The organism is Pseudoalteromonas sp. BZK2, from assembly GCF_014349195.1.
GTDB lineage: Bacteria > Pseudomonadota > Gammaproteobacteria > Enterobacterales > Alteromonadaceae > Pseudoalteromonas > Pseudoalteromonas simplex.
Map to the genome: position 1 here is coordinate 1 of NZ_JACSOG010000019.1, position 14583 is coordinate 14583.

Sequence of the window (14583 nt, forward strand, 5' to 3'; positions counted from 1 at the left end):
CCACTAACCACTAACCACTAACCACTAACCACTAACCACTAACCACTAACCGCTTACCACTGGGTTGTTGTCTCATTTTAACATCTGTAATTCACATGCTGTTAAGTTATCGATAGGTATTCTCATTGACGTTTGTGTAGGCAAAAAAAAGCCCGCATAAGGATGCGGGCAAACAACAAGTTGAAGGAAGTAATCCAGGGAACTACGGTCTACTTAAAAAAGGTTTTATCCAGATTTAAGCAAACCTAGTGCAATACGAATTTTCATATTGCTAAAAACGGAGCTTAATGAAAGAAACTTTCATGAGGTTGCTAGCTCGGTATAGGTAAATAATACGCAATGATGGATTTTTCTTCAAACTAGAAAAATTTTATTTTCAGATAAAAAAAACTAATGTGAGTATATTTTTTAATTGTTTTCTTTTTGTTCACATTGTGAATATATAAATTTTAAGTTCATGAATGAGAAGGTTTTTATAAATTTTAAGAACTTTATTCAGGATTAGTTTAAGTATTCTGTAGTAGATTCGTAAAAGTGCTTTTGGGTGTTTATGCGTTATTTATGAATAAACGCCGAGTTTTTGGCTGTTTTGGTTGCTTTTTAGTGTCACTGTAGTGACTTATTATTAAGGTGAAAATATGCATAATTGTATTGATAAAACCTAATATGGCTAAAAAATAACTAAGCAAATTGCTTTTTACCGTTATTTGCCGCTAATTCACAGCAAGAGCGTTGTCAGTTCATAGCTGACTAGATACACTAGATGTAACTTTTGGCCGCCTTTGTGGTCAATAAATACAAGTGTAAAAAATATAACAAATTACATAGAAATCTATTTTAGGAGTTTAACGTGGGATCAGGGCTTAACTTTTTAGATCTTATTCTAGAAGCCAGTGTACTTGTCCAGCTAGTAATGTTGGCATTAGTCGGTATGTCGGTAATGTCATGGGCAATTATCTTTCAGCGTAAAAAAGCGATTTCTGATGCACTTAATGGCGCAAAGCGCTTTGAGCAGAAGTTTTGGTCGGGTATTGACCTAAGTAAATTATACAACGAAGTATCAGCGCGTCCTGGTGGCGCATCAGGTGTTGAAGCATTATTCGTTGCAGGTTTTAAAGAGTTTGCACGTCATAAGAAAAATTCACCACAAAGTGCAAGTATTGTTATGGAAGGCACACACCGTTCAATGCGTGTTGCTTTATCGCGTGAAGTTGAAAAGCTTGAGTCAAGTTTATCGTTTTTAGCAACAGTGGGTTCTATTAGTCCTTACATCGGCCTGTTTGGTACGGTGTGGGGTATTATGAACGCATTTATCGCATTAGGTGAAGTTAAGCAAGCAACGCTACAAATGGTAGCGCCAGGTATTGCTGAAGCACTAATCGCAACAGCAATGGGTTTATTTGCTGCAATTCCAGCTGTTATTGCTTACAACCGTTTTGCAAACAAAGTAGAAAAGCTTGAAGGTAATTATATTAACTTCATGGAAGAGTTCGCCAATATTTTACACCGCCAAGCTGCTGCGCAAATAGAGGCTAAAGCGAATGTACCAGCGTAAGAAACGTCGCCCAGTAGGTGAGATAAACGTAGTTCCTTACATTGACGTAATGTTGGTACTACTAATCATATTTATGGCAACTGCGCCACTTATTACTCATGGTGTAAAAGTAGATTTGCCAAAGATGGAAGAATCGGATCTTGTTGATACTAAAGATACGCCTCCAATTATTGCGTCAATTGATGCTGAAGGTAAGTACTATGTAAGTATTGGTACAGATCCTGAAGCACCAATGGAAGCGTTGGATGTTGCTGCAGTGATTAAACTTCAGCTGCAAAAGAATCCAGATACGCCAGTGATGATCAAAGGTTCGGGCCGTGTTTCTTATCAAGAAGTACTGCTACTCATGGACTTTTTGAAAAATGCCGGTGTGCCTTCAGTGGGTCTAATGACCGAATCATTTGAGGGTTAATATGCGTGAGTCATTAATCAAATCGATTCTATTACATCTGGGTATTATTGGTTTTTTAATTGGATCAGCTAGTTTTCATTTACCTACTCCTAAGGTAATGGAAGTAACTTTGAATCCAGCTATGCCTGAGCCAGAAAAGGCTGTTTCAGCGGTTACGGTAGACCAACAAAAAGTTGAACAAAAAATTGCTGAGCTAAAAAAGCAAGAAGAAGCGAAAAAACAAGCTGAAGCAAAGCGTCTTCGTGATCTCGAACGACGTGCTAATGATGCACGTAAGCAACGTGAAGCGGAAGACCGTCGTCTTAAAAAACTAGAACAACAGCGCCGCGCGAAAGAGAAAGAAAGAGCAGAAGCCGAAGCACAAGCGAAAAAAGCTCGTGAAATTCAGCAAAAAGAACGTGCTAAAGCGCAACAAGCTGAAAAGCAAAAGCAAGAAGCTGAAGCAGCAGCAAAAGCTGCAGCAGAAAAGCGCAAAGCTGAAGAAGAGGCGTTAAAGAAAGCGGAAGAAGAACGTAAGCGTAAAGCTGCCGAAGCAGAAGCTGAACGTAAACGCAAAGAAGCCGAAGCCGAGCGTAAACGCCAGCAAGCATTGCAAGAGCAAATGTTGCAAGAGCAGTTAGCTGCTGAGCAAGCTGCACGAAATAAAGTTCGTCAACAGCAAATTGTGAGTGAAGTTGATAAGTACAATGCGTTAATCAAGGCGCGAATTCAACAAAACTTCTTAAAAGATGAAAAGATGCGCGGCAAAGATTGTCGTCTTAATATCCGCCTTGGTTTTAATGGTCTTGTAACTCAAGTAAAATCGCTGGGTGGTGATGCATTGGTTTGTGAAGCTGCTATACGTGCTGTGCGTTTGGCAGACACATTACCAGTATCAAAAGATCGAGAAGTTTTTGAGAAACTTAAGAATATTAATTTAACAATTAAGCCAGAATTCTAAAGGAATGATATGTTTAACCAGATAAAAACAGCATGTTTTATTGTATTACTGGGCTTTCATGGCATCGCCAGTGCTGCATTAGAAATTGTTATTACCGATGGTGTTGATGGTGCACGTCCGATTGCGGTTGTGCCATTTCAATACACTGGGGTTGGCCCCATCCCTGAAAAGTTAAGTACTGTTATTGCAGCAGACTTAATGCGTAGTGGTAAATTTAAACCTATTGATGTAGCAACAATGCCTCAATTACCAGCAACTGATACTGACGTTGACTATGCTGCATGGGTTAATAAAGGTGTTGAAGCCGTTCTTGTTGGTCAAGTTGAACAACAGCCAGGTGGACGTTACTTAGTTAAGTATGAGCTTATTGATGTTATTCGTGGTCAGATCACGGGTGGTCAAACACAGATGATGAGTAACGGTAAGTTAGTTAAAAGCCAAGACCATATTCTTGATGCAAGAGAAAGTGTAATAGCTGAAATGGGTTTCCGCCGCTACGCTCACCGCATCAGTGATGTTGTATACGAAGCTTTAACTGGCGAAAAAGGTGCATTCTTAACGAAGATTGCCTACGTTATTGTGAGAGAAAATCAGGCAATGCCTTATCAGTTAGTCGTTGCTGATTATGATGGTTTTAATGAGCAAGTATTACTTCGCTCGAAAGAACCATTAATGTCACCGGCATGGTCACCAGATGGTACTAAGCTTGCGTATGTAACATTTGAAAATCGTCAAAGCCAAATTTACATTCAAGATTTATACACGGGTAAACGCGAGCTGATCACAAGTCACCCTGGTATTAATGGTGCGCCACAGTTCTCACCTGATGGCAAAAAGCTACTATTAGTGCTCTCTAAAGACCGCAATGGTGCAACAGAAGTATATGTTTTAGACCTTGCAACTCGCAAAGAAAGACGCCTTACAAATCACCGTAGTATAGATACTGAACCATCTTGGTTCCCTAATGGGCAAGATATTGTGTTTACGTCTGAAAGGGGTGGTAATGCCCAGATTTATAAGTTAAATTTGCAAACTGGTAGGTCAAAACGCATGACGTTTGACGGAGATATGAACCTAGCAGGTTCGGTTTCTCCAGACGGAAAAGAATTAGTGATGGTGAACCGTACCAACGGTCAATACCATCTTGCTAAGAAAGAGCTAGCTACAGGTGCGTTCCAAGTATTAACTAGAACACGCCTTGATGAATCGCCGAGTATCGCACCAAACGGCTCGATGATTATCTACAGCACGCTTCATAATAATAAACAGGTGTTGGCGTTAGTTTCTATGGATGGTCGCTTTAAAGCACGCTTACCTGTGCTAGACGGACAAGTTAAGGCACCGGCTTGGTCGCCTTATTTACAGTAATTATACTGGTTTACTCAATATAGGAATCAATTAAATGCAACTTAATAAAACTTTAAAAGGCCTGCTAATTGCTGTGCCAGTGATGACATTAGCGGCGTGTAGCTCTTCTTCAGGTGTTGATGAAGGTGCTGCAAACCAATCTAACCAAGGTATGGTTGAGCAATCAAACAACACTGATACTGTTGAAGTTGCAACGCTTACTCCAGAGCAACAAGCTGAAGAAGCACTTCGTGAAAAATACGAAGCGTTACGTCAAGAGCAAATCATTTACTTTGGTTTTGATAACGCAAAAATCCAAAGCAAGTATGCTGAACTATTACAAGCACACGCTGAATTCTTAGTACAAAACCCTTCAGTTAAAGTACTAATCGAAGGTCACGCTGATGAGCGCGGTACGCCTGAGTACAACATCGCACTAGGCGAGCACCGTGGTCAAGCAGTAGAAAAATACTTACAAAGTTTAGGTGTTTCTGCTAGCCAAATGTCAGTAGTGAGCTATGGTGAAGAGAAGCCAATGGTTAAGTCTCGCACTGAAGAAGCGTTCGCGAAGAACCGTCGCGCAGTATTAGTTTACTAATAAAGAGTCATTATGAAGCCGAAAATTATTTTGGCAGCAATGATCTTAAGCGGGAGCACCCAGTTATGGGCTGCTCCCGCTCCTGTTTCAGAAGCTGCAAGCTCGCAATCGAGCATTGAGAAGCGTTTAGTCGCTTTAGAAAACATGATGAAGTCACGTAATTTATTGCAAGCTGAGCTTCAGCAGCAGCTTAATATTTTACAAGACGAAGTGAGCCAAGTACGTGGTATTACAGAAGAGCAAAGCTATAAGCTTGAAAAAGTACTGCAACGTCAGCGTGAGCTATATCAAGAAATTGAGAACCGAGTTAGCCAAGCTTATAGCCAGCCTGCTGCAACACAAACTCAACCTACAAATACTTATACAGATGTAGGTGCATCACAGGCAATCAGTTCAGACTTATCTGAAAACGAAGCTTATGAGCGTGCAGTGGCGTTAATCATGAAAGATAAACGTTATGAGCAAGCAATTCCTGAGTTTCAAGCATTCTTAACGACATACCCAAATTCAGTGTATGCATCTAATGCGCATTATTGGTTAGGTCAGCTGTTAACTATTCAAAACGATCAAGCAGGTGCGACTGAGCACTTTAAAGTTGTTGTGAATGAATACCCTAATTCTAATAAGCGCCCAGATGCAATGTTAAAGTTAGGAAACTTATTAGCGGATCAAGGTTTAGGCGAGCAAGCCCTTAAAACCTTTAATGATTTAATTAATCAGTACCCAAGTACTACCGCTGCTAAATTAGCCACAGAACGTCTGTCGCAAATGTAGATTTGACCTGATTAGACTGCTTTTTGACATAAGCGGTCTAAAATTAGGCAACTAGACATAAAAACTTAAAAAAAGAGATATTTTCTGTTGCACTCAGCATTTAAATAAGTATTATAAGCGCCCGCAGCAGGCGATTGGTAACAACAGCCAAAATGCGGAAAAAAGAGCGGGTCATTAGCTCAGTTGGTAGAGCAGTGGACTTTTAATCCATTGGTCGATGGTTCAAGTCCATCATGACCCACCATTCTCTTAGAATGGTAATCTTTAATCGACGGATTTACGTATAGCTTTTATAAGCAATTAGAGCGGGTCATTAGCTCAGTTGGTAGAGCAGTGGACTTTTAATCCATTGGTCGATGGTTCAAGTCCATCATGACCCACCATTCTTTCGAATGGTCTCATATCGGCGGATTTACGCAGCTTTCTATAAGCAACAGAGCGGGTCATTAGCTCAGTTGGTAGAGCAGTGGACTTTTAATCCATTGGTCGATGGTTCAAGTCCATCATGACCCACCATTCTTTGAATGGTTCTATATCGGCGGATTTACGCAGCTTTTATTAGCATCAGAGCGGGTCATTAGCTCAGTTGGTAGAGCAGTGGACTTTTAATCCATTGGTCGATGGTTCAAGTCCATCATGACCCACCATTCTTTTGAATGGTCTTATATCGGCGGATTTACGCAGCTTTTACAAGCATCAGAGCGGGTCATTAGCTCAGTTGGTAGAGCAGTGGACTTTTAATCCATTGGTCGATGGTTCAAGTCCATCATGACCCACCATTCTTTGAATGGTCTCATATCGGCGGATTTACGCAGCTTTTTATAAGCAACAGAGCGGGTCATTAGCTCAGTTGGTAGAGCAGTGGACTTTTAATCCATTGGTCGATGGTTCAAGTCCATCATGACCCACCATTCTTCGAATGGTCTCATATCGGCGGATTTACGTATCAAAATATCCAGAGCGGGTCATTAGCTCAGTTGGTAGAGCAGTGGACTTTTAATCCATTGGTCGATGGTTCAAGTCCATCATGACCCACCATTCCTGATTTATCTTTTCTTTCTAAGTTATCCTTTATTTATCTTAACAGCTCACAGCAATACTGTTCATTAGCTTAAGATTCTCGTATAATTCGCGCCATGAATGCACTGTGGACTAAGTGGTCGAGAAATGAGTCTAGCTGAACAAATTATGCCTGAAGATTATATCTTCCCTCCAAAGCCAGCTCCGTTATCAAAAGACGAGCAAGTTGAGTATAAAGCACGTATCAAACAATTATTAAAAGACAAGAACGCGGTTCTTGTTGCCCATTATTACACTGATCCTGAAATTCAAGCACTAGCTGAAGAAACAGGTGGTTGTGTTGCTGACTCGCTAGAAATGGCGCGTTTTGGCGCTAAGCACGACGCAGATGTAATTGTGGTAGCCGGTGTTCGCTTTATGGGCGAAACAGCAAAAATCCTAACGCCAAATAAAACAGTTGTTATGCCAACGCTTGCTGCAACCTGTTCATTAGACGTAGGTTGCCCAATTGAAGAATTCTCAGCGTTTTGTGATCAGCACCCTGATCGCAAGGTAGTAGTGTATGCAAATACATCAACCGCTGTTAAAGCGCGTGCAGATTGGATTGTTACTTCTTCATGTGCCCTAGAAATAGTTGAGCACCTTGATGAGCAAGGCGAAAAAATCATTTGGGGTCCTGATAAACACTTAGGTTCTTATATTCAAAAGAACACAGGTGCTGACATGATCATGTGGAATGGCGCCTGTATCGTTCATGACGAGTTTAAAACCAAAGCACTTAAGGATATGAAAGCCTTACACCCAGATGCGGCTGTATTGGTTCACCCAGAGTCTCCTGCGGAGATTGTAGCCTTAGCTGATGCGGTTGGTTCTACAAGCCAACTAATCAAAGCAGCGCAAACCGTGGACAACAAAAAGTTCATCGTTGCGACTGACCGTGGCATTTTCTACAAAATGCAGCAGTTATGCCCAGAGAAAGAATTCTTTGAAGCACCAACAGCGGGTGAAGGCGCAACCTGTAAAAGCTGCGCACATTGCCCGTGGATGGCAATGAATGGCTTAAAAGCGATTGAAGAAGCACTGACAGACCCTGAAGGTAAAGAAGTGTTTGTTGATATGGACTTACGCGAAGGCGCATTAAAGTCGCTTAACCGTATGTTAGAGTTCTCAGCATCGCTTCAGCGTTAAGAACGAGTTATCTATAGACAAAAGGCAAGGTGTTTACCTTGCCTTTTTTGTTTGATTACTAATCACTTAACAGCACTATTTTAAAAAGCCCTTGCGTCGGTAGGGTTGTTTTCATACTATAGCGCCTCGCTAAAATCTTAGTTAGCGCCTTAGGTGACGTGTCCGAGTGGCTGAAGGAGCACGCCTGGAAAGTGTGTATACGGCAACGTATCGAGAGTTCGAATCTCTCCGTCACCGCCATTTCTTAAATTTACCCCACCATAGCAAAGTGCTTTTCAAGGTTACATTTAGCGCGCATTGCTATGTGGCTACTGACCTTTCTGGCAAGTTCTATCACTAATAATTCAAGTTGTTCACGGCTATAACCAAGCAGCACACAGCGTTTAAGTTGCTCGCTAACTAAGTTGCTGGCATCGTCTAATGCAAATAAAGCGCCTAAAGAGGCAAGCTCAAAAACTCTGTTGTTTTGCTGTTCTATGCCAAAAGGTAGTTGGCCAAATGTGAGTGCGGTTTTTAGCTGCTGCTCTGTGCGTTTGATAAGCAACGTATTTGAACCTTTAATATCATCAAGGGACTTTAAAATCTCTAGCGCCAGCAATGCTTTTGGCACCCCAGAATATACACTGATATGCGGTAAAATATCACACAACTCTTGCATTGAAACGCCATCATTCAATGCGTGCTGACATGCTCGTTTTAACAAAGGCTTGTCATGAACGGTGACCAAAGCAGCGATCGCGACAAACACAAATAAATCCGTGTTGTTATGGTTCATAATATCTCTTTTGATTTTAGGTATTGAATATATTGAAGTTTTGTAGCAGTTGCTGATTACATAGAGCATACAATCGAAAAATTGAAAATACATTATGGTCGATGATGGCTATTACTGCTTGCCATAAATGATTTAATTTTTGCCTAAAATAACGAACTGTTACCTAAAATGGTCCTAACCTCAAATTACGGTGATACACTTAATTGAGTATTTATGTGAGGTAATCTAAATGCGTCAGGCATTAATAGAAGCAGTGAAAGCAATAGCGATTGCAGACGGTAATTTTGAAACAGGGATTCCAGAATTATTGGTGTTCAGACGAAGCGAAGTTTCATTACCGATGGCCTGCGTGTATGAGTTAGGGCTGGGTATTAGCTTGCAAGGTGCAAAGCGAGTTGTGCTGGGTGAACATAGTTATGATTACACTGACGGGCAATCATTGGTGACCTCAGTCGATGTGCCTGTTGCCTCGCATATTACTCGTGCCAGTAAAGAGCAGCCATTTTACGGACTTTACTTACGCTTAGATGCTCATGAAATCAGTCACATTGTTGCTGAAATGGATTTTGCCGGGCAAGACAAGTTTCCTAAGCACCAAGCTATGTCGGTGGTTGATACTGATAATGGTTTGCTTGACGCTTTACTAAGGCTGATTCAACTCGACAATGAACCTCAATTAAAAGCTAATCTTGCGCCACTTATTAAAAAAGAAATTATATTGCGTTTGTTAAATAGCCCGCATAGCCCTTATTTAAGGCAAATTGTGATGTCTGGCTCAGCCCATCAAAAAATCGCTAAGACCTTGTGTTGGTTAAAAGAAAACTTTACCAGTCAATTTTCAATTGATGATTTAGCCCGTGATGCACACATGAGCCCGTCGACATTCAGACTGCATTTTCGTGATGTAGTAAAGATGAGCCCGTTGCAATACGTAAAAAACTTACGGCTACAAGCGGCAAGACAATTAATGCTGAATGAGCGAATAGATGTAGGCTCTGCAGCTTTAAAAGTGGGTTACGAGAGTCCATCGCAGTTTAGCCGCGAGTACACACGCTTTTTTGGCAAGCCACCGATTAAAGATATTTCAGCACTGCGGTTACAACAAATCGCATAAAAAAGGGAGCGCTTGGCTCCCTTACATTTAAAATCGTCTTTTTGGCATTCTCAGTTGTGAGTCAAACTCATCGGGGAATAAAATTGTGCCGTCGTCTTGGTCTGTTGGAAATACAGCAATAAGTAAGTCATCTTGCTCAAGACCAGGTGTCCAGCGACTTAACCAATCTTTTACAGGGATGGCTTTTGGTGTGCAACCTTGCCATTCACCGGTTGCCCAGCTTTGGGCAAATTCGCGGCTAGGCCATACAGGCACGCAGTCGTCATCTTCGTTTGAGAGCATGACGCAGCCATGTTCATCATTGAGGATCCACACTTGTTTAAACTCTTGTACCGTTTCAAACATATAAGCGAGTCGTTTCTTTGCGCCTAAGGCGAGTACAGCATCAAATTCAGTTTCAACACGTTTAGCAGTTGCATTATTCATGACAGGCTCACTCTTTTAGTTATACACAGCTACACCTTAATCATAAGGTGATAAATTAATATGACAAGTAAAGTTAATAGCTAAATTAATTTACTAATGTAGCAAATAGATCGTCAGCAAGTTGTTGCAGAGATTTAGGGTCTTGATTTGTCAGCGCATAGGTACGAATACCGTATATGCCCATCACTAAAAAGCGCGCCAACTGTTGCGCTGACTTGCTACTTACAAATTCGTTGTTATCTAGGGCTTTTTGAAGTTGCTCGGCGAGGGCATGCTCGTATGCATTAAGGTTGCTACGCAGCACAGTGCAAATTTGTGGGTCATTGCCTTCAACCTCAGAAATACTCTTTGTAAGTAAGCATACTTTAGCTACTTCACCTTCAATACACTCATCAACAATCACAGTTAAGTAATGTTTAAGAGTTGATAAAATTGATTGTTGGTCATTAAAAAGGGCAGTAAATTGTTGGTTTCTGTCTTTTTGATATTGCTCGGTGGCGGCTAAAAACAAGCCTTTTTTGTTGCCATAAGCCGCGTAAATAGAACCCGGGTGAAGGTGAGTCACTTCTTTTAATTTTTGCATACTGGTCTTCGCATAGCCATATTTCATAAAAGCATGCATGGCTTGGCGTAGTACAAATTCAGTATCAAATTCAGCAGTTCTCATTAAAGCTCCTCACGGTTTATAAACGAAGTTTACGTAATCTTGAACGATTATTCAAAATAAACCTTGAAGTATGTTTGTTTCGCCCTTATCTTGAATGTGTGTTCAAGATAAGGATAAAACCATGACAACCGATTTACTTTCTCCGTTTAAACTAAATGACAGCATTGAGTTGCAAAACCGTGTACTAATGGCACCCCTTACACGCTGTATGAGCGACGATAATCTCGTACCTACCCAAGCAATGGTTGACTATTATGCGCGCCGTGCTGATGCGGGCTTAATTATTAGCGAAGCAACGATTATTCGCCCAGATTCACAAGGTTATCCAAATACACCGGGTCTATTTACTAGCGAACAAATTCAAGGCTGGAAGAAAGTCACCGATGCTGTGCACGCAAAAGGCGGCAAAATGTTTGCTCAGCTTTGGCACGTAGGTCGTGTTGCTCACCCTCACTTTTTTGGTGGTGATGTACTGGCGCCATCAGCAATTGGTGTTGAAGGTTCGGTACCGAGAATGCGTGAATTAACTTACGTTACTCCAAAAGCGGCAACCATTGAAGACATCCAAGGTTTAATAGCTGATTACGCAAAAGCCGCCGAAAACGCTATTGAAGCGGGTTTTGACGGGGTTGAAATTCATGGTGCGAATGGTTACTTAATTGATCAATTCTTACACTTTGCTGCCAACCAACGTGAAGACCAATACGGGCAAACACCAGAAAACATGTCACGTTTTGTTCTTGAAGTCGTTGATGCAGTAGTGGCAGCAATTGGTGCAGATAAAACTGCATTACGTTTATCGCCAGGCGCGTATTTTAATATGACCGAAAGTGACGGTGATAAGGCGGTATTTGATTATCTATTACCAGCCCTTGAAACGCGTAATCTTGCCTACTTACATGTTGGTATTTTTGATGACAGCATGCGCTTTGCAAGCTTAGGTGATAAGTCAGCATCTGAATATATGCGCGGTGCGTACAAAGGTACCTTAGTCGGGGTAGGTAGCTATAGCTTTGAGACAGCTAATCAAGCTATCGATAATAACCAATTTGACTTAATTGCGATTGGTCGCCCATTCATTGCGAACCCAGATTACATCAGTAAAGTTAAAAATGGTGAAGCATTAACACCATACAGCGATGAAATGCTGGCTGAACTGATTTAAGCAAACCTAATAATATTGTCCAACCAACAAGCGCTCAGTTAATTTAACTGGGCGTTTTTTCTAATACTTTCTTATATATTAAACAGTTAAGTCTTAAATCTGCCATGAAAATGCATTAATTGTTTAATTGTTGTGTCAAATATTTTGACCCTAAATGTAATACGCGCTCTGCATACTGTGCCCGCTTTTAAATACGTAACCTTGGAAAAACAATGAGCACAGTAGCAAAAAAAACAAAGCTAAGCCTTGTAGTCGCAACGCTTTTAGCAACATCGGCACATGCAAACACGAATAACGAAATTGAAGAAATTACCGTTGTTGCAAAGCCAACCAGTTATGCAAATAACGTTATTGAACCTGCGATGCTTGAGCAACAAAGTTCAGTATCAAGTGTGTTAGCCGTGATTGATAACCTACCGGGTATTAGCATCAACGAAGGTGATGCATTCGGTGGTGACGATTGGTCAACCACCATTACTATGCGTGGCTTTAGTATTGATGGTAATCAACAGCAATTAGGTATGACGATTGATGGTATTCCTAATGGTGGTTCTAACTATGGTGGCGGTGCAAAAGCAAACCGTTACTTAGACAGCGAAAACTTAGCAACAGTTGAAGTAGGGCAAGGTACGTCTGATATTGCCTCTGCATCACTCGAAGCATTAGGTGGTACTTTTAATTTTGTGAGTGCACAACCGAGCACTGAGCAAAGCACTACGTTTGCTTACACAACGGGCGATCATAACGCTAGCCGTTACTTTGTTAAGCACGAAACTGGCACTGTGTTTGATAACACGCAAGCCTATATCAGCTATTCGCAAACAGACACCAGTCGTTGGGTTGGAGATGGTAGCAATGGTGGTAAAGACAACCAGCACATCGAAGCGAAGTTTGTATCAGACTTTAGCGACTTAACCGTAACGGGTCGTGTTTCGTATGATGATGTTCATGAAATTAACTATAACAGCATCAGCATTAGTGAGTTTGAACAAAACCCTGATTGGGATCGTTTAACTTGGAATTGGACTGGCGTGCCGCATTTTGATCAAATGTTTGCTGAGGGCTGGGGTACACTGCGTGAAAATACCCTTGCGTATGTAAAGTTTGATTACGCGTTAAGTGCCACTTCAAACTTAAGCTTGTCACCTTACTATCATAAGAATTCAGGTCGTGGCGATTGGATCCCGCCTTATTTAACGTCACCGGTTGATGGCGATGGCAATCCAACAACGATTGGCGGCGAAAATGCTGGCAGCTATGGCTTTACAGATAGTGAGGGTAACCCACTTGCACCTGCTGCAGGTTGTACGGCAAGTTTAGAATGGCCATGGTCATCTGGCCCTGGCTTAAACCCTGCATGTTACCCAGATGATGCCATTCCTGTTATGTCGTATCGTCATACTCACTATAAAAAAGACCGCTTAGGTATGACCGGTGAATACCAAGTAACCCTTGGCAACCATGACATTGAAGCCGGTTTTTGGTTTGAACAAACAGACCGTGATGAGTCACGTGACTGGCATAAAGTTATTGATGCCCGTATTTATCATCACTTTGACCATACGCCGTACTGGACACAGTATAAAAACACCTTCGAAACAGATACATTCAAGTGGTACGTACAAGACTCAATCAGTTTAGGCGACTTCACACTTAATTTAGGTGCTAAACAGTATCTTGTTGAGCTGCAGCGTTATAACCATTTTGAAGATGAGTACTCAGATAAAATCGACAGTGATTCAGACGTACTACTCAGCGGCGGGGTGCTGTATCAGCTATCTGCAAGCACAGAGCTATTCACCAGCTACAGCGAAAACTTTGCGGCAATTAAAGATGGTGTACTTGAACGTGATTCATCAACACTGACCGAAATTGAACCTGAAACAGCTGAAAACATCGACCTTGGTGTTCGCTACAGTGATGACCGCTTAAGCTTAACGGCAACAGCTTACAGCATTGAATTTGATAACCGTATTACCTTTATTGCTCCGGGCAGTGATACAGATGGAATTGATTACACCATTGGCACGAACGGTTCTTACATCAACGTTGGTGGTATTGAGTCAACGGGGGTGGAGCTTTCTGCAAGCTATATGCTGACTGACAAATGGAATCTTTACACATCGTATACCTACAATAACTCTGAGTATCAATCGAACGATCCAAGTGCTTACAACAGCGATGGTGAGTTACTTGAAGAGGCATCAGCCAGTTTTAAAGCAGGTGATGAAGTGATTGACTCAGCACAAGATTTATTTGTGGTATCGGCAGACTACTACAGTGGTGATTTCCGCTTTGGTTTATCGGCTAAATACACAGGTGAGCGTTTAGGTGCATGGACTGATGAACAAACCCGTTCACGTAACAAAGTTGATGGTTATACCTTGGTTGATTTAAACATAGGCTATAACACCAGTCTTGATTCGGGTGTGTTTAAATCACTCGACCTTGCATTTGTGGTGAATAACCTGTTTGATAAATCTTATCTAGCGGGTGGTACTGGTAATGGTTCAACCTACTTTATTGGTGCACCTCGTACAGCTGCTCTAACACTTACAGCGCAGTTTTAAGCAATAAGCTAACGTTTAAACAGCCCATCTTT

General features: G+C 41.4%; 13 protein-coding genes and 8 tRNA genes. 18 read left to right on the plus strand and 3 right to left on the minus strand.

Annotation, left to right across the window (positions count from 1 at the left end):
• The first annotated feature begins 850 nt into the window (after nucleotides 1-850).
• The 15 genes from tolQ (at nucleotide 851) to BIZ38_RS12785 (ending at nucleotide 8074) form a co-directional block, all read left to right on the plus strand.
• Nucleotides 851-1555 (plus strand): protein TolQ, encoded by a 705-nt coding sequence (tolQ, locus tag BIZ38_RS12715; protein WP_054553012.1) that lies wholly within the window; start codon nucleotides 851-853, stop codon nucleotides 1553-1555.
• On the plus strand, nucleotides 1542-1967 hold the full coding sequence (gene tolR / locus BIZ38_RS12720; protein ID WP_054553013.1) for a protein TolR: 426 nt from the start codon (nucleotides 1542-1544) through the stop codon (nucleotides 1965-1967). Before tolQ ends, tolR begins: the two co-directional genes overlap by 14 nt.
• 1 nt (nucleotide 1968) lies before the next feature.
• Entirely contained in the window at nucleotides 1969-2907 is a 939-nt protein-coding gene (tolA, locus tag BIZ38_RS12725) for a cell envelope integrity protein TolA (protein WP_187490417.1), read from the plus strand.
• Between the two features lie 9 nt (nucleotides 2908-2916).
• Nucleotides 2917-4275, plus strand: coding sequence for a Tol-Pal system beta propeller repeat protein TolB (gene tolB, locus BIZ38_RS12730; RefSeq protein WP_187490418.1), 1359 nt, complete (start codon nucleotides 2917-2919; stop codon nucleotides 4273-4275).
• Nucleotides 4276-4309: 34 nt separating this feature from the next.
• Nucleotides 4310-4852, plus strand: a complete 543-nt coding sequence (gene pal / locus BIZ38_RS12735) for a peptidoglycan-associated lipoprotein Pal (RefSeq protein ID WP_054553016.1) — start codon at nucleotides 4310-4312, stop codon at nucleotides 4850-4852.
• Between the two features lie 12 nt (nucleotides 4853-4864).
• A complete protein-coding gene (gene ybgF, locus BIZ38_RS12740; RefSeq protein ID WP_054553017.1) occupies nucleotides 4865-5626 on the plus strand; it encodes a tol-pal system protein YbgF in 762 nt (253 codons plus the stop codon).
• A 168-nt stretch (nucleotides 5627-5794) separates the two neighbouring features.
• Nucleotides 5795-5870: transfer RNA gene (locus BIZ38_RS12745), tRNA-Lys, on the plus strand.
• 63 nt (nucleotides 5871-5933) lie between these two features.
• Nucleotides 5934-6009: transfer RNA gene (locus BIZ38_RS12750), tRNA-Lys, on the plus strand.
• A 57-nt stretch (nucleotides 6010-6066) separates the two neighbouring features.
• A tRNA-Lys gene (locus BIZ38_RS12755) sits at nucleotides 6067-6142 on the plus strand.
• A 55-nt stretch (nucleotides 6143-6197) separates the two neighbouring features.
• Nucleotides 6198-6273: transfer RNA gene (locus BIZ38_RS12760), tRNA-Lys, on the plus strand.
• A 56-nt stretch (nucleotides 6274-6329) separates the two neighbouring features.
• Nucleotides 6330-6405 (plus strand) — tRNA-Lys (locus tag BIZ38_RS12765).
• 56 nt (nucleotides 6406-6461) lie between these two features.
• A tRNA-Lys gene (locus BIZ38_RS12770) sits at nucleotides 6462-6537 on the plus strand.
• 51 nt (nucleotides 6538-6588) lie between these two features.
• Nucleotides 6589-6664 (plus strand) — tRNA-Lys (locus BIZ38_RS12775).
• Between the two features lie 129 nt (nucleotides 6665-6793).
• The gene (nadA, locus tag BIZ38_RS12780; protein ID WP_187490419.1) at nucleotides 6794-7834 is read left to right on the plus strand and encodes a quinolinate synthase NadA; all 1041 of its coding nucleotides are present in this window, start codon (nucleotides 6794-6796) and stop codon (nucleotides 7832-7834) included.
• Nucleotides 7835-7986: 152 nt separating this feature from the next.
• A tRNA-Ser gene (locus tag BIZ38_RS12785) sits at nucleotides 7987-8074 on the plus strand.
• A 10-nt stretch (nucleotides 8075-8084) separates the two neighbouring features.
• Here the strand turns inward: BIZ38_RS12785 and BIZ38_RS12790 are convergent.
• Entirely contained in the window at nucleotides 8085-8609 is a 525-nt protein-coding gene (locus tag BIZ38_RS12790) for a carboxymuconolactone decarboxylase family protein (protein ID WP_187490420.1), read from the minus strand.
• 229 nt (nucleotides 8610-8838) lie between these two features.
• Between BIZ38_RS12790 and BIZ38_RS12795 the strand changes: the two genes are divergently transcribed.
• On the plus strand, nucleotides 8839-9723 hold the full coding sequence (locus tag BIZ38_RS12795; RefSeq protein ID WP_187490421.1) for an AraC family transcriptional regulator: 885 nt from the start codon (nucleotides 8839-8841) through the stop codon (nucleotides 9721-9723).
• A gap of 27 nt (nucleotides 9724-9750) precedes the next feature.
• On the opposite strand, the gene BIZ38_RS12800 is transcribed toward BIZ38_RS12795, so the two are convergent.
• Together BIZ38_RS12800 and BIZ38_RS12805 are read right to left on the minus strand one after the other, a co-directional pair.
• Nucleotides 9751-10149, minus strand: coding sequence for a DUF2750 domain-containing protein (locus tag BIZ38_RS12800; RefSeq protein ID WP_187490422.1), 399 nt, complete (start codon nucleotides 10147-10149; stop codon nucleotides 9751-9753).
• Between the two features lie 85 nt (nucleotides 10150-10234).
• Nucleotides 10235-10816: a TetR/AcrR family transcriptional regulator gene (locus BIZ38_RS12805; RefSeq protein WP_187490423.1), complete on the minus strand. Its 582-nt coding sequence runs from the start codon at nucleotides 10814-10816 to the stop codon at nucleotides 10235-10237.
• Nucleotides 10817-10937: 121 nt separating this feature from the next.
• Between BIZ38_RS12805 and BIZ38_RS12810 the strand changes: the two genes are divergently transcribed.
• The gene (locus tag BIZ38_RS12810) at nucleotides 10938-11981 is read left to right on the plus strand and encodes an alkene reductase (RefSeq protein ID WP_187490424.1); all 1044 of its coding nucleotides are present in this window, start codon (nucleotides 10938-10940) and stop codon (nucleotides 11979-11981) included.
• A 212-nt stretch (nucleotides 11982-12193) separates the two neighbouring features.
• Nucleotides 12194-14551, plus strand: a complete 2358-nt coding sequence (locus BIZ38_RS12815) for a TonB-dependent receptor domain-containing protein (protein ID WP_187490425.1) — start codon at nucleotides 12194-12196, stop codon at nucleotides 14549-14551.
• Nucleotides 14552-14583 lie beyond the last annotated feature (32 nt).

What these genes read in the sequence shown, in the direction of transcription:
- tolR (WP_054553013.1), top strand. Translation starts at nt 1,542, where the DNA reads ATGTACCAGCGTAAGAAACGTCGCCCAGTAGGTGAGATAAACGTAGTT.
- tolA (WP_187490417.1), top strand. Translation starts at nt 1,969, where the DNA reads ATGCGTGAGTCATTAATCAAATCGATTCTATTACATCTGGGTATTATT.
- tolB (WP_187490418.1), top strand. Translation starts at nt 2,917, where the DNA reads ATGTTTAACCAGATAAAAACAGCATGTTTTATTGTATTACTGGGCTTT.
- pal (WP_054553016.1), top strand. Translation starts at nt 4,310, where the DNA reads ATGCAACTTAATAAAACTTTAAAAGGCCTGCTAATTGCTGTGCCAGTG.
- ybgF (WP_054553017.1), top strand. Translation starts at nt 4,865, where the DNA reads ATGAAGCCGAAAATTATTTTGGCAGCAATGATCTTAAGCGGGAGCACC.
- nadA (WP_187490419.1), top strand. Translation starts at nt 6,794, where the DNA reads ATGAGTCTAGCTGAACAAATTATGCCTGAAGATTATATCTTCCCTCCA.
- BIZ38_RS12790 (WP_187490420.1), bottom strand. Translation starts at nt 8,609, where the DNA reads ATGAACCATAACAACACGGATTTATTTGTGTTTGTCGCGATCGCTGCT.
- BIZ38_RS12795 (WP_187490421.1), top strand. Translation starts at nt 8,839, where the DNA reads ATGCGTCAGGCATTAATAGAAGCAGTGAAAGCAATAGCGATTGCAGAC.
- BIZ38_RS12800 (WP_187490422.1), bottom strand. Translation starts at nt 10,149, where the DNA reads ATGAATAATGCAACTGCTAAACGTGTTGAAACTGAATTTGATGCTGTA.
- BIZ38_RS12805 (WP_187490423.1), bottom strand. Translation starts at nt 10,816, where the DNA reads ATGAGAACTGCTGAATTTGATACTGAATTTGTACTACGCCAAGCCATG.
- BIZ38_RS12810 (WP_187490424.1), top strand. Translation starts at nt 10,938, where the DNA reads ATGACAACCGATTTACTTTCTCCGTTTAAACTAAATGACAGCATTGAG.
- BIZ38_RS12815 (WP_187490425.1), top strand. Translation starts at nt 12,194, where the DNA reads ATGAGCACAGTAGCAAAAAAAACAAAGCTAAGCCTTGTAGTCGCAACG.